The organism is Shinella sp. HZN7 (genome assembly GCF_001652565.1).
In the GTDB taxonomy this organism is placed as follows: domain Bacteria; phylum Pseudomonadota; class Alphaproteobacteria; order Rhizobiales; family Rhizobiaceae; genus Shinella; species Shinella granuli.
The window spans coordinates 1,272,121-1,291,111 of the sequence record NZ_CP015736.1; the positions used below are offsets into that span (position 1 = coordinate 1,272,121).

Genomic DNA, 18,991 nt, shown 5'->3' on the forward strand with positions numbered 1-18,991 from the left:
CCTATTCGGCCGGGGCCGCATCCGGCTCCGGCCCGCCGGGCTTCTGCCCGAAGGCGATGCGCACGCGGCGGTTCATTTCCCGCGTCGTCTTGAACCATTGCGGCGTCGACACCCAGTAGCGCAGCGTCAGGATGGCCGCGCTCTCCTCCAGGCTGTCGACGAAGACCTGCGGCGGCGGCACGGATTCGATCATGGGATCTTGCTTTGCGATCGACAGCAGCCGGTCGATCTCGTCGTCGATGTCGCGGTCGTTCGGCACTTTCACCTGGAGATCGTGCTTGCGGGTGCGTTCGCGGCTATAATTGGTGACGGGCGTGTTCCAGAGCGTCGAATTCGGCGCCAGGCGATAGAGGCCGTCGCTTGTCCTGAGTTCGGTGGCGAAGAGCCCGACTTCGGTGATCGTGCCGGAAACGTCCTTCGTCTCGATATATTCGCCCACCCGGAAGGGGCGCAGCACCAGAAGCATGATGCCGGCGGCGATGTTCTGCAGCGTGCCCTGGAGGGCGAGGCCGATCGCGAGGCCTGCGGCACCGAGAGCGGCGATGATCGAGGCCGTCTGCACGCCGAACTGGCCGAGCACCGTCACGAAGACGAGCACGAGCACCGCATAGCGCAGGATGTTCGCGAAGAAATGCGCGAGCGTCGCATCGATGCCGCGCACATGCGAAAGCCCGGTGAGCGCCCAGCGGTGCAGGATGCGGGAGAGAAACCAGCCGAGCACGAGCAGCACCATCGCGCCGAGGATGGAGAAGGAATATTGCACGGCAAGCGCGCTTGCCTGCGCCAGCGCCGCCCGCGTTGCGACGATGATGTCGGTTGCCTGTTGTTCCATGAACCTTTCCCCGTTGATATCGAAGGGGAAATGGCAGGATGCAGGATAAGTTCCGGCTAGCGCATGCCGACCTTGAGCCCCGGGGCCGGTCGCTCCTCCAGAATGCGGCGGCGGAAGCGGAAGAGCGCGGCGGGGCGCCCGCCGGTGGCGGCGGTGGAGCCGCCCGTCGCCTCGACCAGTTCGGCGCCCTCGACCAGCCGGCGGAAATTCTGCTTGTGCAGGTGCCGTCCGGAGATCGCCTCCACCGTCGCCTGCAGCTCCGTGAGCGTGAATTCCGGCGCCATCAGCTCGAAGATCACCGGGCGGTACTTGATCTTGCCACGCAGCCGCGCCATCGCGGTCGCAAGGATCCGGCGGTGGTCGTGGCGCATGGCGATGCCGGGCGCGGGGTGGCACGATCCGGTGCGACCGTCCGTCACCGCCTCCTCGGCAAGGCCGGCCTCGTAGAGAAGCTCGTAGCGTTCCAGCACGCGCTCCTCGTCCCAGGGGAAATCGTCGAGGCCGAAGGCGAGGCGCAGGCGCGTGCGCATCGAGGGCAGGGCGCTTGCCCGTTCCTCGCGCGTGTTGTCGGCCGCAAAGGCCTTCAGGGCGGGCAGGATGAGCTGGTCGATCAGCGCCGGCCGCCCCTGCCGCCAATCCTCCCAGGGAAGGTAGGTGTACCAGTCGCGCCAGGCGGCGCCGGCTTCCGCCAGCCGCTCGTTCGCCTCCGCATCGGTGCGGGTGAGAGCGATATAGCCGACGGAGACCATGTGCGTGCCGGCCTCGTCCGGCAGCTTCTGGCGGCCGCGGTCGCCGAAGGTGTAGAGCTGCTCGATATAGCCGAGCTTCAGCGCCGTCTGCGCCTCGACGCTGGCGCGCAGGCTCGTCTCGAAGGTGCGGTGCTGGCGCGGGTCGAAGGGGCCGAAGGGCAGGGCATCACGGCCGCCCGCGCCCCCGCCGATGGCGAGGATGCAGGGGCTGCGGCCGGAAATCGCGACGACCGCCGCGTTGAGGCCGATCTCGACCGGCGGGCGGGCGCGGCTCTCCGTCATGGCAGCAGCGTCTGCGGCGCGGCGGAAAAGACGAAGGGGCTGTCGCCGACATAATCGGCTCCGCGGCCGATGGCCCGGACGGCGGCGACGAGCCGTCCGCCGCGCGACAGCACATGGTCGCCGATCTCGACCAGCCGGGCATTCGGCGTCGCCTGCGCGGAGGCGCGGCGAAGGCGCATTGCGAGTTCGTGCTCGTCCTGGTCCGGTTCCACGGCGAGCGCGGCGATCAGCGCGGCGGCGGGGGAGCGGGAAACGCCCATCATGCAATGGACGAGCAGCGGCGCCTGCCGGTCCCAGCCGCGCGCAAAGCCGACGATCGCGGCCACATGCTCCTCGCCGGGCGCGACGAGGTCGCCGGTGCCGGCAAAGGCGATGTCGTTGACGCCGACGATCAGGTGGCGATCGGCGGCGATGATGGCCGGGCGGTGGAAATTCTGCTTCGGCGCGACAAGGCTCAGCATGTCGCGGCAGCGGTGGCGCACGGCCAGTTCCGCGATCTTTCCGAGCGGCGCGACGACGATCGTACCCATCGCGTCACACCGCCGCGGCGAGCGGGCCGCGCTCCCGCTCCAGCGCTTCGAAGCGATCGGCGAAGCGCTGCTGCGCGAGGGTGGCGGGCAGCGGCGCGATCTCGATCATCTCCAGCGTGATGCCGCGCGGCGCGCCGAAGAACTTGACCGCCTCGGCATGGGAGAAGCCGGCAAGCTCCGTCGCCTCGAAGAAGGCGGCGACCTGGTCGGCCTTCTTGATCTTTGCCTTCAGGCTCGCGGGGGTGGCGGGCGGCAGGCCGAAGCGCAGGTGCACGGCCGCCTCCAGCCGCTTCTCCACCGTCTTGTAGCCGCCGCCGACCACCGCCTTGAAGGGCGAGATCATGTCGCCGATCACGTATTCCGGCGCGTCGTGCAGCAGCGCCATCAGGCAGTCGTCGGCACTGCAGCGGTTCTGCTGGCGGAAGATCGCCTCGACGACCAGCGAATGCTGCGCGACCGAAAAGGCATGGTCGCCATTGGTCTGGCCGTTCCAGCGCGCGACGCGGGCGAGCCCGTGCGCGATGTCGGACAGCTCGATGTCGAGCGGCGAGGGATTGAGCAGGTCGAGGCGGCGGCCGGACAGCATGCGCTGCCAGGCCCGCGGCTCCGTCTTGGCGCGGGCGGCTCCGCTCATTGCGCCGGCACCTCGGCGGTTTCCTGCGGGAAGGCGAGGCCCGTCCATTGCGGCAGGGCGACGGTGACGGGCGTGCCGTCTGCGGTGATCGGCGTGCCGCCATGGATGGCGTCGGCCGCGCGGTCGATGCGCACGATGGCAAGGCCGCGCGTGCTGGACACGCTGCCGAGCGTGCCGATCGGCTTGCCGCCGGCCAGAAGCTCGGTGCCCGTGGCGGGAAGGGCGGTCTCGCCGCTGACGATGACGGGGCGGCGGCGCGCTGTGCCGCGGTGCTGCATGCGGGAGACGACCTCCTGGCCGATATAGCAGCCCTGGCGGAAGGAAAGGCCGCCGGTGAGGTCGAGCAGCACATCGTGCGGGAAGGCATCGCCGAGCGCATAGTCGCGGCCGGCTTCGACAAGCCCGGCGCCGATGCGCAGGGTTTTGTAAAGCGCCGGGTCGTCGCTGCCGCCCGCACCCGGGCGGCGGGAGACGGCAAGGCCTGCCTTCGCGAAGCGGCCGTCCCGCGGGGTGTCCGCCTCGGGCGCGTCCCAGCTTATCGTCACCTCGTTCCCCTCGACGGCGGCGAGGTCGACCGCGGCGCGCAGCTTGTACATGGTCAGCCGCTTCAGCAGCGCATCGCGCTGCTCGTCCGTCGTCTCGATCAGGAAGGCGCCGTCGCCGTCGCGGCTTATCAGGAAGTCGAACAGGATCTTGCCCTGCGGCGTCAAGAGGGCGCCGGGGCGGATCTCGCCGGCCGAGAGGTCGGGCAGGTTGGTGGTGATGAGCGATTGCAGGAAGGTTTCGGCATCGGCACCGGAAATGCGGAGGAAGGCGCGGCCGGAAAGCGTGACGGAAGGCATGATTCGATCCAGGTTTTGCGCCCGCCGGCACCATGCGGCAGCGGGCGGTGCATGATCGCACCCGTTGAAACAGAGGTAGAACGACCGGGCGCCTTTCGCAAGGTCGCGCCGTCTTGCCCTCTGCTTCCGGATGGGCCAGCGCCTGGAGCGAGGCCTTGTAAGGCTCAGTCGCCGGTGACGAAGAACTTCCACTGGCCGTCCGGCGTGATGCCGACGCGGTAGAAATTGTAGCTGCCGAATTCCTTCATGTCGGCGAAGTCGCCGGCCGTCACGATGCGCAGCAGCTCCACCTTTTCCGGCGGCGTCAGCGTTGCGAGCGGCTTTTCGGCGAAATAGGGCCAGACATAGAGCTCCTCCGCCGTCCCCTTGCCGACATGCACGAAACCGGTCGCCAGCACGTCGAGCAGGATCGCCAGCACCTCGATGCCTTCGTCGTCGCCCGACTGGCCCTTGAGGGTCTCGACGGGACCTTCGTCGGTCTCGACGATCGAGACCTGCGTTTCCGTCATGCCCTTGCCGAGAAGGGGGCGCAGGCGCTCGATATCGCCGGAGGCGGCGGCCTCCACGATGAGCTCGCGCATGCGGCGTACGGGCTCCGGCGCCTTGGCGATGTCGGAGAAGAACTCGACCGGAACCTCCGGTTCGTCGGCGGCCTTGTCGCCCGCGGCGGGCGCGCCGTCGGAGGGCTCGGTCACGGCCTGGTCGCGGCGAATCAGCGGGTCGGGCATCGGCAGTTCGAGAGGACCGGTCTCTTCCTGCTCCTCCTCGACGGGCGGCGTCTCGCCGTCCTCGGCCGGGGGCTGCTGCACCTGGCCCTGTTCGTCCTTCAGCTCGCTGAGGGCAAAGGCAGGGCGGACGGGCGCCACCAGCGCCGTCGTCGCGAAAAGCACCGACAATACGATGAGGCTGCTGCGAAACAGCGTTTTGCCGTCAGGCGACGTCTGCATGACCTGTCTTTCCAGCCTATTGCAGGATGCGCTCGGGGGAGAATTCTCCGGCCAGCATGCGCTCGTGCAGCGATTCGAGCATCGCCTCCGCGCCATGTTCGCCATGGATGCGGATCGTCTCGCGCATGGCAAGCGCGATTGCGGCATCGGCGATGATTTCCGGTTCGATGCCATCAGCCATGCCGTCGGCCCAGGCCTCGTTCTGGTATTCCAGAGCGGCCTGCATCTTCTCGTGCACGATCATCTCGTCGATATCGTTGAGAGTAGGTTCCATTGATCGGTCCATGCGAGGCATTCAGTTCTTACTTGACTGTTAACGACCTTAGCAGCCTTTTCCCAAAACGGCACTGGGTCCTGTAAAAAGAGGTTAATTAACCGCTAATTTCCGAAGCGTGCGGTAATTTCTGTGGCAAGTGTTGCACCTTCGTTACGGTATCTCTCTTCTGCGACAACGGCCGAGTCGGTGCAAGCGGTATAGATGGCCGCGAAGGAACGATATCCACGGTTGAATGCGGCGGTCAGTTTTTCCTGCCTTTTCGGCTCGTTGGCGGCTTCCAGCTCGATGAGGCGCTGCATGGAGGCCCGCCAGCCGTCCTCGGGCTTGTCCATGCACAGATTGCGCAGGTAGTGCACGGCGCCGAGGATTTCCGAGAGCCGTTCCAGCCGTTCGTCATAGGGCGCCGGCTTTTCCTCGACGACGACCGCCGGCGGCGTTTCCTTGGCATCGCCCTTCTTCTGGGCGAAGGCGGGCGCGGCGAGCGCCAGGCCGAGGAGGAGGGCGAGCCGAATCACCGTCATGCCTCCTGTCCCGTCCGTTCCGCTTCGAGGCGCCGGATGCATTCGCGCACGCTGTCCGGCGCCGGCAGCGTCTCGATCTCCTCGGCCGTATACCAGCCGACCGCCGCCGCATCGTCCGAGGCGACGGCGATGGCCGTGGCATCCGCCTTCACCTTGAAGACCGAGAGGCGGAACGACGGGCTGCCGGGGCCGTCCTCGCGGCCGGGCAGGTCGTAGGTCGCGAAAAGCTTGGGTTTTTCGGCGCGGATGCCGGTTTCCTCGAAGAGTTCGCGCAGCGCCGTCTCGGCCGGCGTCTCGCCCTCTTCGCCGCGTCCGCCCGGAAAGGCGTACATGTCGGCAGAGGGCGGGTTGCTGCGCAGGACCAGGAGATAGCGTCCGTCACGCTCGATGATGGCGGAGGAGGCGGGCTGGGGCGTCTTGGATGTCTTCATCGCGGTCCGGTTCGGTTGCGCTCGATTGACCCCTTATAGGCAAAGTGCGATGACGATGCCATGTGTGGACGATTTGCATTGCTGGCCAAGCGGGATCTTGCGCGCGACTATTTCGACCTCGCCGACCTGGACGACCTGCCCGAGCGCTACAACATCGCCCCGACGCAACCGATCCTGGTCATCGTCGCGGGCGAACGGCAACAGCCCGGCAGCAACCTGCCGGAGCGCAAGGCCATGCTGGTGCGCTGGGGCTTCATGCCCGGTTGGGTGAAGGACCCGCGCGACTTCCCGCTGCTCATCAATGCGCGTGCCGAGACGGCGATCGGCAAGGCCTCCTTCCGCGCCGCCATGCGCCACCGCCGCATCCTCGTACCGGCGTCCGGCTTCTTCGAATGGCGCCGGCCGGAGGGCAAGGGCGCCAAGGCACAGGCCTACTGGATCCGGCCGAAGAAGGGCGAGATCCTCGCCTTCGCCGGGCTGATGGAGACGTGGTCCTCGGCCGATGGCTCCGAGGTCGACACCGGCGCGATCCTGACCACGGCGGCGAACAACGACATCGCCCGTATCCACGACCGCATGCCCGTCGTCATCCGCCCGGAGGATTTTTCGCGCTGGCTCGACTGCAAGACGCAGGAGCCACGCGACGTGACCGACCTGATGAAGCCGATCGACGACGGCTTCTTCGAGGCGATCCCGATCTCCGACAAGGTGGGCAAGGTCGCCAATATGGGGCCGGATATCCTGGAGCCGGTGGAGGAGCGGGCCGAGGAGGCGCCGGCGGAAACGAAAAAGGGCGCAGACGCGCCCCCATCATCACCCGACCAGCTTTCGCTGTTCTGATATTCTGCCTGCAAGACGGTCTTGAAGCGGCTCAGTCGTAGAGCGGCTGGAGCACGGCCGGGATGTCGCGCTTGGGACGCTTGTCCGCGGTCTTCGCCTCGGGCTTGCAGCGCGTGGCGGCCACGACGGCGGGCAGGCCGAGCGGCTTGTAGCGCGCCTGCAGGGTTTCGTTCGCCGCATGGTTCGGCGGCTGCTTTCTTACGGTCGACATTGTCTTTACTCCTGAAGTGTCAGGCAGCCCCGTATGAATCCCCCGGTTGCTACCCCCAATGCGCTATGCATTTACGCGACCCATTCGGCCAAATTCTGCTCAAACTTTGATCGCTCTGCGGCAAGCGACTGAAAATACAGGCTTTCGCGATCAATTATTGTGACCGTCGCAAACATTCATTTCCTGGGAGCCCGCCGCACCTTGCTCATCAGGGCTGCCGCGACGACGGCGCGGATGCCGATCGGATTGTAGCGGGTGGCAAGGTCGGTCTCGGGGCGCGTGTCTGTCTTCCGGGTCTTCATGGTCCTGTCCCTTCGGTTTGCCGGCGGGTTCCGCCGGCCTCGTCCTTCTTTTCCCATGCCGGCAGGGGCGGGGTGTCACCGCGGGAACAGGATGCCCCGGCGAGATTTTCGTCCGGGAGGGCGCCGCGCCCGCTTGACCGGACGCGCGCAGGGCGCGATAAAGCAGGCCATGAAAACGGTACTCTGCATTCGCCGGAGCATTATTCGCTAGCGCACGCGCTGGCCCGGCCGTTTTCGTCCCTCAAAATCCCCGGATGACAACGACCCGGCCAGCCGGGTCTACGCCTTTTGGGGAGATTTCCATGGCCGAAAAGCCGGTCCTGACGCTGTACAACACGCTCACGCGCTCGAAGGAGCCCTTCGCTCCCATCGATCCCGACAATGTGCGCATGTATGTCTGCGGCCCGACGGTCTACGACTTCGCCCATATCGGCAATGCGCGGCCGGTCATCGTCTTCGACGTGCTGTTCCGCCTCCTGCGCCATGTCTACGGCGAGGACCACGTCACCTATGTCCGCAACATCACCGACGTCGACGACAAGATCAACGCCCGGGCGCTGCGCGATTTCGGAAAGGAGATCGAGGGCGGCGCGCTCTCGCTCAACGAGGCGATCCGCCGGGTGACGGAGAAGACGGCGAACCAGTTCCACGCGGATATCGCCGCGCTCGGCGCCATGCAGCCGACGCACGAGCCGCGCGCCACCGAGTTCGTCCAGCCGCGCGGCGACGGCAAGGTGGACATGATTACGCTGATCGAGCGCCTCATCGAGCGCGGCCACGCCTACCAGGCGGGCGGCGAGGTGCTGTTCGACACGCAGTCGATGGCCGATTACGGCCAGCTCTCCAAGCGCAACCTCGACGAACAGCAGGCGGGCGCCCGCGTCGCCGTCGACGCGCACAAGAAGAATCCCGGCGATTTCGTGCTCTGGAAGCTCTCCTCGCCGGAAGAGCCCGGCTGGGAAAGCCCCTGGGGCCGCGGTCGCCCGGGCTGGCATATCGAGTGCTCCGCCATGTCCGCCGCCTATCTCGGCGAGACCTTCGACATCCATGGCGGCGGCCTCGACCTCATCTTCCCGCACCACGAGAACGAGATCGCCCAGTCGCGCTGCGCGCACGGCACGCCGGTCATGTCGAATGTCTGGATGCACAACGGCTTCCTGCAGGTCGAGGGCCGCAAGATGTCGAAGTCCGAGGGCAATTTCTTCACGATCTCGGAACTCTTGCACGAGGAGAAGTTCGGCGGCCGCACGTGGCCGGGCGAGGTGCTGCGCCTCGCCATGCTGATGACGCACTACCGCGAGCCGATCGACTTCAGCGTCAAGCGGCTGGAGGAGGCCGAACGCCTGCTCGCCAAATGGCCGGCCGGCGGCAATCCGGCCGAGGGCCGCGTGGACGAAAGCGTGCGCGCGCCGCTCCTCGACGATCTCAACACCGTCGCGGCCGTGCAGGCGCTGCACGCGCTCGCCCAGTGCGCCAATGCCGATCCGCTGATGCTGCCGGTCTTCGCCGCCAGCGCCGAGCTGCTCGGCGTCCTGCCGAAGAAGGCCGAGGTTTCCAAGGCGCTCGAGGACAGCATCGAAACGCTCATCCAGCTCCGCCTCGAAATGCTGAAGGCGAAGAATTTTGCCGAAGCTGACAAGATCCGTAACGACCTCGCCGAAAAGGGCATCCAGTTGAAGGACGGCAAGGACCCCGGGACGGGCGAGCGCGTGACGACGTGGGAGGTGAAGCGGTGAGGTTGTGTCTGCTTTGGTAGAGGCATATGCTTAGGCCTATGCCTTTGAATGATGGAGGTCACGATGAATGCAAGACCTAAGGAAGCGCCTGATGTGGTGCAGGGGCGGGAGGTGAAGCTCTTCCGTAACGGCCGCAACCAGGCCGTCCGGATTCCGGTGGAATTCGAACTGCCGGGAAACGAGGCGGTCATGCACAAGGAAGGTGACCGTCTCATCATCGAGCCAAAGCCGAAGAAAATGGGGCTCGCCGCGTTGTTGGCGACCTTCGAAACCTGGGAAGGGGACTTTCCGGAACTCGACGAGACGCAGCCGCCGCCGGAGGATGTCGAGCTGTGACGGCCTTTCGCTACATGCTGGATACGAATGCCATCTCGGAGATGGTCCGCAATCCTGATGGGACGCTCGCTGATCGGGTGAAGGCCGCGCCGACGGACGCATTGTGCACGAGCGCCATCGTGGTTTCGGAGCTGCGTTACGGTCTGCGGAAAAGGGGAGCGGTTTCGCTCGCCCGTCGTGTCGAGGCCGTCCTGGGGGAGATTGCGATCCTCCCCTATGATACGCCCGTTTCCTTCGCTTATGCGCAAACGCGCGATGCACTGGAGAGAAGGGGCCAGCCGATCGGCTATACCGACCTTTTCATCGCCGCCCATGCTCTCTCGCTGGAACTCACGCTCGTCACCGCCAATATCCGTGAATTCTCGCGTGTCGAGGGCCTGAAGGTCGAGAACTGGCTGGAGGCAGGTCCATGACCACACCCTTCTACACCGGCGGCTGCCAGTGCGGGGCCGTGCGCTTTCATGTCGAGGGCGCGCTTGGCGATGCGTCGGTCTGCCATTGCCGCATGTGCCAGAAGGCGAGCGGCAATTTCTATCTGCCGCTGGTTTCCGTGCGGCAGGCGAAGCTGACCTGGACGCGGGGGGAGCCGAGGCGGTTCCGCTCGTCGAACCACGGCTATCGCGGCTTCTGCGGCGATTGCGGCACGCCGCTGACCTATGAGGCGCCGGACGGCGTGGCGCTGACCATCGCCGCCTTCGACGATCCGGCCGGGATTGCCCCGCGCATCCAGTGGGGCATCGAGGCGAAGCTGCCTTATGTGGACGCGATCTCCGACCTGCCGGGCGAGGAGACGATGGCGGACCAGGACGCGGCGTCCTTCCTCGCCGACCTCGTCTCCTACCAGCACCCGGACCATGACACGGACGCATGGCCGCCGGAGCGCGAGCCATGAGCATTTCTCGCATCTATACCGGCGGCTGCCAGTGCGGCGCGGTGCGCTACCGGGTGGAAGGCACGCTCGGCGATCCGCATCTGTGCCATTGCCGCATGTGCCAGAAGGCGGCCGGCAACTATTTCCTGCCGCTCGCCAATGCGCCGCGCGACCGCTTCTCCATGACGCGCGGCGAAGCCGGCTGGTTCCAGTCCTCGGAAATCGTGCGCCGCGGCTTCTGTCGCGATTGCGGCACGCCGCTGTTCTACGATGCGCTCGCCGCCGACCATATCAACGTGACGCTCGGTTCGCTCGACGATCCGGACGATGTGCGCCCGATTGCCCAGGCGGGCGTCGAATCGCGGCTCGTCTGGTTCGCGCAACTGGCGAAGCTGCCCGAGAGCGAAAGCGACGAAGGGGAGTTCGGCGAGGCGCGCCATATCGTGGTTCGCGCCTCCAACCGCCAGCACCCGGACTATGACACGGACCATTGGCCGCCGGAGGACATTCCATGACCGCGCCCCGGCCGGAACTCGGCTTTCCCCGCAAATGGCTCTATCTCATCGCCGGCAAGCTGGTCCTCATCACCGCCGTGGTGGTCGCCGTCGTCGTCTATTCCTCTTATCGTTGAAGGAGCCGTCATGAGCGTCGAACAGGAAGAGACAAGAACCGGGGGCTGCCAGTGCGGCGCCGTGCGTTTCCGCATCAAGGGCGGGCTCGGCCGCCCGTCGATCTGCCATTGCCGCATGTGCCAGAAGCAGTTCGGCGGCTTCTTCGGCCCGCTCGTCACCGTCAAGGGCGAGGTGGAATGGCCGCGCGACGAGCCGGCCTATTTCCAGTCCTCGATCAACATCGCCCGCGGCTTCTGCAAGCAATGCGGCACGCCGCTCACCTACAGGCACCCCGGCGGGCTGGAGATCGCCATCGGCGCCTTCGACAAGCGTGACGACCTCGTCCCGCAGATCCAGGTGAATTTCGACGCGCGGCTTGCCTGGGTCGAGACGATCTTTTCCGCGCCCGTTCACCAGGACCCGGACTATTACAGCCAGCAGGAGAAGATCATCTCCTTCCAGCACCCTGATCATGAAACCGAAAACTGGCCTGCCCACGGAATGAAATTATGAGCGAGACCCTGCGTAGCCTCTATCCCGAAATCGAACCCTATGCCTCCGGCCATCTCGATGTCGGCGACGGGCACAGCATCTATTGGGAGCGCGTCGGCACGCCCGGCGCCAAGCCGGCCGTCTTCCTGCATGGCGGCCCGGGCGGCACGATCTCGCCGAACCACCGCCGCCTGTTCGATCCCAAGCTCTACGACGTGACGCTGTTCGACCAGCGCGGCTGCGGCCAGTCCACGCCGCATGCGGCGCTGGAGGCCAACACGACCTGGCATCTCGTTTCCGATATCGAGCGGCTGCGCGTCATGGCCGGGGCGGAAAAGTGGCTGGTCTTCGGCGGCTCCTGGGGCTCGACGCTGGCGCTCGCCTATGCGGAAAAGTACCCGGAGCGGGTGTCCGAACTCGTGGTGCGCGGCATCTATACCCTCACCAAGGCCGAGCTCGACTGGTACTACCAGTTCGGCGTCTCGGAAATGTTCCCGGACAAGTGGGAGCGTTTCATCGCGCCCATCCCGCCGGAAGAGCGACACGAGATGATGCATGCCTATCATCGCCGCCTGACGAGCGACGACAAGGCGACGCGCATCGCCGCCGCCAGGGCCTGGAGCCTGTGGGAAGGCGAGACCATCACGCTGCTGCCGGAGCCTTCGACGAGCGACAAGTTCGGCGAGGACGAGTTCGCCCATGCCTTCGCCCGCATCGAGAACCACTTCTTCGTCAATGCCGGCTGGCTGGAGGAGGGGCAGCTCCTGCGCGATGCGCACAGGCTGCAGGGTATTCCCGGCCTCATCGTGCACGGGCGCTACGACATGCCGTGCCCGGCAAAGCAGGCCTGGGCGCTGCACAAGGCCTGGCCGGAGGCGGAATTCTACCTCATCGAGGGAGCGGGCCACGCCTATTCGGAGCCCGGCATCCTCGACCGGCTGATCTACGCGACGGACAAGTTCGCGGGGAAGATCTGAGAGGCTGCCCCTCACCCTGATCCTCTCCCCGCTTGCGGGAGGGTGGCGGCAACCGGATGAGGGGCGGATCTGAAATGCTCAATGGGTTCCCAGGGAGGGAACAGATGAAAAAAGACCGTATCTACCTTTTCGACACCACGCTTCGGGACGGCCAGCAGACGCCCGGCATCGACTTTTCCGTCGAGGACAAGATCGCCATTGCCGGCATGCTGGATGCGTTCGGCCTGGACTATGTCGAGGGCGGTTATCCCGGCGCCAATCCGACGGATACGGCTTTCTTCGCGAAGAAGCGCACCGGCCGCGCGAAATTCGTCGCCTTCGGCATGACGAAGCGCGCCGGCATTTCCGCCTCCAACGATCCGGGCCTTGCCGCGCTCCTCGATTCGAAGAGCGACGCGATCTGTCTTGTCGCCAAGAGCTGGGACTATCATGTGCGCGTGGCGCTCGGCTGTTCCAACGAGGAGAACCTGGAGAGCATCGCCGAATCGGTCAAGGCCGTCGTCGCCTCCGGCCGCGAAGCCATGGTCGACTGCGAGCATTTCTTCGACGGCTACAAGGCCAATCCGGACTATGCGCTGGCCTGTGCCACCACGGCCCATGCCTCCGGCGCGCGCTGGGTGGTGCTGTGCGACACCAATGGCGGCACGCAGCCCTCCGAGGTGCAGGCGATCGTCGGGGCGGTGATCGCCGCCGGCGTGCCGGGCGAGAACCTCGGCATCCACGCCCATAACGACACGGGGCAGGCCGTCGCCAATTCGCTGGCCGCCGTCGAGGCCGGCGTGCGCCAGATCCAGGGCACGCTGAACGGCATCGGCGAGCGCTGCGGCAATGCCAACCTGGTGACGTTGATCCCGACGCTGGCGCTGAAGGAAGCCTATGCGGAGCGCTTTTCGATCGGCATCGACACGGAGGACCTCACCGGCCTCACCAAGCTGGCGCATACCTTCGACGAGCTGCTGAACCGTTCGCCGGACCATCAGGCGCCCTATGTCGGGGCGTCCGCCTTCGCCACCAAGGCCGGCATCCACGCCTCGGCGCTCCTGAAGGATCCGCGCACCTACGAGCATGTGACGCCGGAAAGCGTCGGCAACCTGCGCAAGGTCATGGTGTCCGACCAGGGCGGCAAGGCGAATTTCATCAACGCGCTGAAGCTGCGCGGCATCACCGTCGGCAAGGACGATCCGAAGCTCGACCGCCTCATCCAGATCGTCAAGGAGCGCGAGGCGACAGGCTATGCCTATGAGGGCGCGGATGCGAGCTTCGCGCTGCTTGCCTACCGCACGCTCGGCACGGTGCCGGATTTCTTCCACGTCGAGAGCTTCCGCGTGATGGTCGAGCGCCGCTACGATGCCAACGGCCAGCTCAAGACCGTGTCGGAAGCCGTCGTGCGCGTCGTCGTCGACGGCGAGACGATGATGTCGGTCGCGGAAGGACATGGCCCGGTCAACGCGCTCGACCTTGCGCTGCGCAAGGACCTCGGCAAGTTCCAGGCCGAGATCGCCGACCTGGAACTGGCGGACTACAAGGTGCGCATCCTCAACGGCGGCACCGAGGCCATCACCCGCGTCCTGATCGAATCGACCGATGCGACGGGTGCACGTTGGTGGACGGTCGGCGTTTCCGACAACATCATCGACGCCTCCTTCCAGGCGCTGATGGATTCCATCGTCTACAAGCTCATGAAGAACCGCGGAGAGGCGGGGCGTGTGGCGGCCGAGTAGGTTCAGCGCCGCTCATCCTCGCTATCACCGGAATGAATTGGTGCATTCACGGCCATTGGAGTATCCCGTCAAAAAATCCATAAATTGACGGGATACCTCACCATGGCCGACGCAAATTCCTCCAGCGGCCCCCAGACCGGCGATTCGCCGCGCGGTTTCGCCTTCGCCTTGACGGCCTATGTGCTCTGGGGTTTCCTGCCCTTCTTCATGAAGGCCGTCGCCCATATCCCCGCCGCCGAGGTGGTGGCGCACCGCATCGTCTGGTCGGTGCCGCTTGCCGGCCTGGTGCTGGTCTGGCTCGGCCGCACGGGCGATATCAAGGTGGCGCTGCGCTCGCCGCGCATGCTTGCCATGGCGACGCTGACGGCGACGCTCATCACCATCAACTGGGGCATCTATGTCTGGGCCATCGGCGCCGGCCGGGCGATCGAGACGGCGCTCGGCTACTACATCAACCCGCTCTTCTCGATCTTCCTCGGCGCGGTCCTCCTGAAGGAGAGGCTCGATCGGGCGCAGATGCTGGCGATCGGGCTTGCCGCCCTGGCGGTGACGATCCTCGCCTTCGACGCCGGCGGCCTGCCGTGGGTGTCCATCGGCCTCTGCATCTCCTGGGGATTCTACGCCTTCTTCCGCAAGACGCTGCCGGTCGGCCCGAACCAGGGCTTCTTCCTGGAGGTGCTGCTGCTGAGCGTGCCGGCGCTCGGCTACATCCTCTGGCTCGAATCCTCGGGGCAGGGCCATTTCGGCGATACCGGCCTTGCGGATGTGCTCTGGCTGCTCGCCTGCGGCGTCGTCACCGCCATCCCGCTGATGATCTATGCCAACGGCGCGAAACTGCTGCGGCTTTCCACCATCGGCATCATGCAATACGTCGCGCCGACGATGATCTTCTTCATCGCCGTCTTCGCCTTCAATGAGCCCTTCGGCACGACGAAGCTCATCGCCTTCGCCTTCATCTGGGCCGCGCTCATCCTCTATTCCGGTTCCATGCTGCGCACGGCGCGGGCAAGGCGCCTCTCGGCGGGAGAGCTCAAGCCGGCGGAATAGACGTTGGCCACCTTGCAGACGATGCGTCTGACGCTCCGTCCTTGCCGCCCGGGCGACCGCGCGGATTTCATCGGCCTGGAGCGTGATCCGCAGGTCATGCGCTTTCTGAACGGGGGATACGCCGTCGATCGGGAGACGGCCGGTCCGAATGCGACGTTCCTCATGCCCACGGGCACGGAGCCCCATGTCTGGACGGCGCGCCGGACGGCGGGCGGTGCCTTTGTCGGGTGGTTCTGCCTATGGCCGGAAAGCGAGACGCTGGCCGAACTCGGCTATCGCCTGCGCCGGGCGGAATGGGGCCAGGGGCTGGCTGCCGAAGGCGCTGCGGCCCTCCTCGGCTGGGGCTTCGAAAATGCCGGTTATGAAAAGATCGTGGCGACGACGATGGCGGTGAACCACGCCTCGCGCCGCGTCATGGAAAAGATCGGCATGCGACACGTGCGAACGGTCTCCGGCGACTTTCCCGATCCGATCCCGGGCAGCGAGCACGGCGAAGTGTGGTACGAGATCGAACGTCCGCGGCGGCGCGGCGAATGACCGTCCGCAAGACGGGCTTCGGCAGCGTCCGATAAGATCAGAGCCGGGCGATGATGTCGGCTTCGCCCTCGCGGTCCACCTGGCTCGCCCAGTGGTCGACGAGCGCGGCGACGATCTCTTCCGGTTCGTCGATCACCATCGGCTGGACGAGATGGGCCGTGTGGATGAAACCTTCGTCCGCCATGTGGCGGATGAGTTTGAGCATCGGGTCCCAGAAGCCGCCGATATTGGCGAAGATCATCGGCTTGCGGTGACGGCCGAGCTGCGCCCAGGTCATCACCTCGACGATCTCTTCCAGCGTGCCGATGCCGCCCGGCAGCGCCACGAAGGCGTCGGCGCGCTCGAACATCTTGTGTTTGCGCTCGTGCATGTCGGGCGTGATGATCAGCTCGCTGAGCTGGCCGAGCGAATGGCGGGTGGCCTCCATATCCACGAGGAATTGCGGTATGATGCCGGTGACGCGGCCGCCATGCGAGAGCACGCCGCTGGCCACCGCCCCCATAATGCCCTTCGTGCCGCCGCCATAGACGAGGCGGAGATGGTTTTCGGCCATCGCCTGGCCGAGGCGCCGTCCGGCGGCGACATAGGTGGTTTCGCGGCCGGGCTGGGAGCCGCAGTAGACGCAGACGGATCGAATCGGCAGGGTTTGTTCGCTCATGGCGGGATTCAGCCACCCGGCCGGCAGCCCGTCAAGGATAATGACGAAAAAGCACGGGGCGGCGGCCCCGGAACGTCTCGGGAACCTTGTGCAAAACATTGGGAATCGATAGCAATTTCAGGAGGGGACCCCCGGGAAACCGGGACAGAGAGAGAGTTGATGATGAAGAACAAGACCGGTCTGGTGGCCTTGATCGTGCTGGCGGCGGCAACGCTGCTCATGGTTTTCTTCGTGCTGCCCAACATGAACAAGGACAAACCGGCGGAAACCCCGGTCGCGACCCTTACCGATACGACGACGCAAGGCGGTGGCGAGACCACGACGGCCGACGGCAAGCAGGCCCGCCCGACGGCGGAAACCGGCGAGGCGGCGACGGACGCGGCGGCCACCGGCACGCAGGCTGCCGCCGGAAGCGACGAGCCGGCCGACGGAACGGCGGACGAGGCCGCAACGGCGACCCAGGAGGTCGCCAAGGTGGAAACGACGCCGGCCGATCCGGCCGCCGGCTGGGTCACGCCCGCCTTCGATCTCCTGCGCGTCGAGCCCGACGGGTCCACGGTGATCGCCGGCCGCGGCCAGCCGAACACGAAGCTGGAGATCAAGAACGGCGAGACCGTCGTCGCGACGGCCGATATCGGCCCGTCCGGCGATTTTGCGGCCGTCTTCGACCAGCCGCTTGCTGCCGGCGACTACCAGCTCACCTTGAGCACGAAGGACGACAAGGGCGCCTCGAAGACCTCGGAAGAGGTGGCGACCGTCTCCGTGCCGGAGGATGCCGGCGGCGAACTCCTGGCCATGGTCTCCAGGCCCGGCGAGGCGAGCCGCCTGATCACGGTGCCGGAAGCTGCGGAAAAGGCGGTCGATGAGGCTGCCGCCACGGCGGAAAAGGCGCTCGACCAGCCGGCCGGCGAAACCGCGGAAGCGACGGACACGGGCGCTGCGAGCGCGGCGGTGGACGAGACGCCGGCCGTGACCGAAACGGCGGAGGCGGCCGGAGAGACCGCCGCAGCCGCCGGCGGGACCGAAACGGCGCTTGCCACCGCGACGGAGAGCGCGAACGATGCGGCCGGCAGCGCGGCGACGGAAACGGCGGCCAAGCCCCAGGCCCGCGTTTCGGCCGTCGAGCTGGAAGGCGAGCGCATGTTCATCGCCGGCACCGCCAAGCCGGGCGCGCTGGTGCGGATCTATGCCGACGACAAGCTGGTCGGCGAGGCGAAGGCGGACGGCGAGGGCCGCTATGTGGCCGACGGCACGATCGATCTTTCGGTCGGTCGTCACACCGTCCGCGCCGACGTGATGAGCCCCGATGGCAGCAAGGTCGAATTCCGCGCTTCCGTTCCCTTCGACCGGCCGGAAGGCGAGCAGGTCGCCGTGGTGGCGCAGGAGAATGCCGCGGGCGACACCGGCCCGGCGCTCGGCCTCATCGGCGGCGGCACCTTCGACAAGCTGCGCACCGAGGCCGACAAGGCGTTGGCGCTGCTCAAGGGGCTTTATGCCAACGGCCGCACGCCGACCGCCGAGGAACTGGCCGCGGCACGGTCCGCGACCGAGATCGCGCTGAAGTCGCTGTCGGAATTCAAGCCCGGCCCGGAAGAGGGGGACGCGGCCCGCGACATGGCCGCCAAGGCTTCGGCCGCCGCCGCCGCGGCGCTGGCACGCCTTCAGGCCCTGCCGCAGGACGTGGCCGCTGTCGGTGGTGCCCTCGGCTCGATAGAGACGGCCGTCGCCGACGCACTGGCCCCGGCCATCGAGAAGGCGGAAGCCGTGGCCGGCGCGGCATCGGCTGCGGCGGACAGCTCCATCGAGGCCCTGGCCGGCCAGGCGAGCGCGCTCCAGCAGCAGTTCGTGGCGCTGTTCTCCGATGGACGCAACGCGACGACGGCGGAGATCCAGACCGCCCGAACCGCCCTCGAAGGCGCCCTCAAGGCCATCACCGGCTTCACGCCGCCGGCCGGGGCGGCCGCGGAGGTGGCGGCGGCGATCGAGAAGCTGAAGGGTTGGGCCTCGACCGCGCTCGACCGCCTTGCCGCGGTTCCGGCCGGTGCGGGCAAGGAGGCCTACCAGCAGGCGCTGGTGGCGCTCGAAGGCATGCCCTCGCTGACCGCCGCGGCCAATGCCGTCGCCGCTGCGAGCGAAGGCGCCGCCTCGACAACCGGGGCCGCCTCGACGGCCGAAGCCGCGACCGCCGACAGCGGTACGACGGGCGCCGAAGGCACGCCGGCTGCGACCGGCAGCGAGAGCGGCACCGCCGCCTCGGGCGAAGCCGCTGCGGCGGGCAGCGGCCAGGCGGTGGCCGAAGAGCCGGAAACGGTCGAGCAGGCGCCGCTGCAGCAGAGCAAGACCTCGGTCATCATCCGCCGCGGCGATACGCTCTGGCAGATCTCCCGCCGCATCTACGGCAAGGGCGTGCGCTACACGACGATCTACCTCGCCAACGAGGACCAGATCACCGATCCGGACCGCATCATCCCCGGCCAGGTCTTCGGCGTGCCGGACAAGACCATGGAAAGCGACGCGGAGGCGGAGGAACTGCACCGCAAGCGCGTTCGCGGCAATTGATCCTCGGCAAGTCCGGCAGCGAAGCGTTTGGCCGGACTTGCGCAAGGA

24 protein-coding genes are annotated in these 18,991 nt (G+C 66.8%); 12 read left to right on the forward strand and 12 right to left on the reverse strand.

What is annotated here, in order from left to right:
- Position 1: 1 nt before the first annotated feature.
- The 9 genes from shn_RS06095 to shn_RS06135 form a co-directional block, all read right to left on the reverse strand.
- Positions 2 to 832 (reverse strand): mechanosensitive ion channel family protein, encoded by an 831-nt coding sequence (locus shn_RS06095; protein WP_064329606.1) that lies wholly within the window; start codon positions 830 to 832, stop codon positions 2 to 4.
- Between the two features lie 56 nt (positions 833 to 888).
- Positions 889 to 1,863 carry a hypothetical protein gene (locus shn_RS06100; protein WP_064329607.1) on the reverse strand — a complete coding sequence of 325 codons (975 nt, stop codon included), beginning with the start codon at positions 1,861 to 1,863 and terminating at the stop codon, positions 889 to 891.
- Positions 1,860 to 2,393, reverse strand: coding sequence for a tyrosine phosphatase family protein (locus shn_RS06105; RefSeq protein WP_064329608.1), 534 nt, complete (start codon positions 2,391 to 2,393; stop codon positions 1,860 to 1,862). Before shn_RS06105 ends, shn_RS06100 begins: the two co-directional genes overlap by 4 nt.
- A gap of 4 nt (positions 2,394 to 2,397) precedes the next feature.
- Positions 2,398 to 3,027, reverse strand: coding sequence for a YfbR-like 5'-deoxynucleotidase (locus shn_RS06110; protein ID WP_064329609.1), 630 nt, complete (start codon positions 3,025 to 3,027; stop codon positions 2,398 to 2,400).
- On the reverse strand, positions 3,024 to 3,869 hold the full coding sequence (locus shn_RS06115; protein WP_064329610.1) for a folate-binding protein YgfZ: 846 nt from the start codon (positions 3,867 to 3,869) through the stop codon (positions 3,024 to 3,026). The genes shn_RS06110 and shn_RS06115 overlap by 4 nt, the downstream gene beginning before the upstream one ends.
- Positions 3,870 to 4,033: 164 nt before the next feature.
- Complete coding sequence (locus tag shn_RS06120; RefSeq protein WP_064329611.1) at positions 4,034 to 4,816, reverse strand: hypothetical protein; 783 nt, start codon at positions 4,814 to 4,816, stop codon at positions 4,034 to 4,036.
- Positions 4,817 to 4,832: 16 nt separating this feature from the next.
- On the reverse strand, positions 4,833 to 5,102 hold the full coding sequence (locus shn_RS06125) for a hypothetical protein (RefSeq protein ID WP_064329612.1): 270 nt from the start codon (positions 5,100 to 5,102) through the stop codon (positions 4,833 to 4,835).
- A gap of 92 nt (positions 5,103 to 5,194) precedes the next feature.
- Positions 5,195 to 5,614, reverse strand: coding sequence for a TIGR02301 family protein (locus tag shn_RS06130; protein ID WP_064329613.1), 420 nt, complete (start codon positions 5,612 to 5,614; stop codon positions 5,195 to 5,197).
- Positions 5,611 to 6,045 (reverse strand): NUDIX hydrolase, encoded by a 435-nt coding sequence (locus shn_RS06135; protein ID WP_064329614.1) that lies wholly within the window; start codon positions 6,043 to 6,045, stop codon positions 5,611 to 5,613. Before shn_RS06135 ends, shn_RS06130 begins: the two co-directional genes overlap by 4 nt.
- Positions 6,046 to 6,105: 60 nt before the next feature.
- Here shn_RS06135 and shn_RS06140 point away from each other — a divergent pair, with 60 nt between their 5' ends.
- On the forward strand, positions 6,106 to 6,885 hold the full coding sequence (locus shn_RS06140) for an SOS response-associated peptidase (protein ID WP_064329615.1): 780 nt from the start codon (positions 6,106 to 6,108) through the stop codon (positions 6,883 to 6,885).
- 31 nt (positions 6,886 to 6,916) lie between these two features.
- Here the strand turns inward: shn_RS06140 and shn_RS06145 are convergent, their stop codons facing one another.
- Positions 6,917 to 7,096 carry a hypothetical protein gene (locus shn_RS06145; RefSeq protein ID WP_064329616.1) on the reverse strand — a complete coding sequence of 60 codons (180 nt, stop codon included), beginning with the start codon at positions 7,094 to 7,096 and terminating at the stop codon, positions 6,917 to 6,919.
- 176 nt (positions 7,097 to 7,272) lie between these two features.
- Positions 7,273 to 7,398 (reverse strand): hypothetical protein, encoded by a 126-nt coding sequence (locus shn_RS37405; protein WP_256388507.1) that lies wholly within the window; start codon positions 7,396 to 7,398, stop codon positions 7,273 to 7,275.
- 302 nt (positions 7,399 to 7,700) lie between these two features.
- Here shn_RS37405 and cysS point away from each other — a divergent pair, with 302 nt between their 5' ends.
- From cysS to shn_RS06195, 10 genes are all read left to right on the forward strand, one after another.
- Positions 7,701 to 9,134: a cysteine--tRNA ligase gene (gene cysS / locus shn_RS06150; RefSeq protein ID WP_064329617.1), complete on the forward strand. Its 1,434-nt coding sequence runs from the start codon at positions 7,701 to 7,703 to the stop codon at positions 9,132 to 9,134.
- Positions 9,135 to 9,197: 63 nt separating this feature from the next.
- Positions 9,198 to 9,470: an antitoxin gene (locus shn_RS06155; protein WP_064329618.1), complete on the forward strand. Its 273-nt coding sequence runs from the start codon at positions 9,198 to 9,200 to the stop codon at positions 9,468 to 9,470.
- Positions 9,467 to 9,883, forward strand: a complete 417-nt coding sequence (locus shn_RS06160; RefSeq protein WP_064329619.1) for a type II toxin-antitoxin system VapC family toxin — start codon at positions 9,467 to 9,469, stop codon at positions 9,881 to 9,883. Before shn_RS06155 ends, shn_RS06160 begins: the two co-directional genes overlap by 4 nt.
- The gene (locus shn_RS06165; protein WP_064329620.1) at positions 9,880 to 10,362 is read left to right on the forward strand and encodes a GFA family protein; all 483 of its coding nucleotides are present in this window, start codon (positions 9,880 to 9,882) and stop codon (positions 10,360 to 10,362) included. The genes shn_RS06160 and shn_RS06165 overlap by 4 nt, the downstream gene beginning before the upstream one ends.
- Positions 10,359 to 10,856 (forward strand): GFA family protein, encoded by a 498-nt coding sequence (locus shn_RS06170; protein ID WP_064329621.1) that lies wholly within the window; start codon positions 10,359 to 10,361, stop codon positions 10,854 to 10,856. Before shn_RS06165 ends, shn_RS06170 begins: the two co-directional genes overlap by 4 nt.
- Positions 10,857 to 10,982: 126 nt before the next feature.
- The gene (locus tag shn_RS06175; RefSeq protein WP_064329622.1) at positions 10,983 to 11,465 is read left to right on the forward strand and encodes a GFA family protein; all 483 of its coding nucleotides are present in this window, start codon (positions 10,983 to 10,985) and stop codon (positions 11,463 to 11,465) included.
- Positions 11,462 to 12,421, forward strand: a complete 960-nt coding sequence (gene pip, locus shn_RS06180) for a prolyl aminopeptidase (protein WP_064329623.1) — start codon at positions 11,462 to 11,464, stop codon at positions 12,419 to 12,421. The genes shn_RS06175 and pip overlap by 4 nt, the downstream gene beginning before the upstream one ends.
- Positions 12,422 to 12,525: 104 nt before the next feature.
- Entirely contained in the window at positions 12,526 to 14,142 is a 1,617-nt protein-coding gene (cimA, locus tag shn_RS06185) for a citramalate synthase (RefSeq protein WP_064329624.1), read from the forward strand.
- A 102-nt stretch (positions 14,143 to 14,244) separates the two neighbouring features.
- On the forward strand, positions 14,245 to 15,189 hold the full coding sequence (gene rarD / locus shn_RS06190) for an EamA family transporter RarD (protein WP_064329625.1): 945 nt from the start codon (positions 14,245 to 14,247) through the stop codon (positions 15,187 to 15,189).
- 3 nt (positions 15,190 to 15,192) lie between these two features.
- Positions 15,193 to 15,726 carry a GNAT family N-acetyltransferase gene (locus shn_RS06195; protein ID WP_145925878.1) on the forward strand — a complete coding sequence of 178 codons (534 nt, stop codon included), beginning with the start codon at positions 15,193 to 15,195 and terminating at the stop codon, positions 15,724 to 15,726.
- 37 nt (positions 15,727 to 15,763) lie between these two features.
- On the opposite strand, the gene shn_RS06200 is transcribed toward shn_RS06195, so the two are convergent.
- Positions 15,764 to 16,384 (reverse strand): TIGR00730 family Rossman fold protein, encoded by a 621-nt coding sequence (locus shn_RS06200; RefSeq protein WP_064329626.1) that lies wholly within the window; start codon positions 16,382 to 16,384, stop codon positions 15,764 to 15,766.
- Positions 16,385 to 16,543: 159 nt separating this feature from the next.
- Between shn_RS06200 and shn_RS06205 the strand changes: the two genes are divergently transcribed.
- Positions 16,544 to 18,943 carry a LysM peptidoglycan-binding domain-containing protein gene (locus shn_RS06205; RefSeq protein WP_064329627.1) on the forward strand — a complete coding sequence of 800 codons (2,400 nt, stop codon included), beginning with the start codon at positions 16,544 to 16,546 and terminating at the stop codon, positions 18,941 to 18,943.
- Positions 18,944 to 18,991 lie beyond the last annotated feature (48 nt).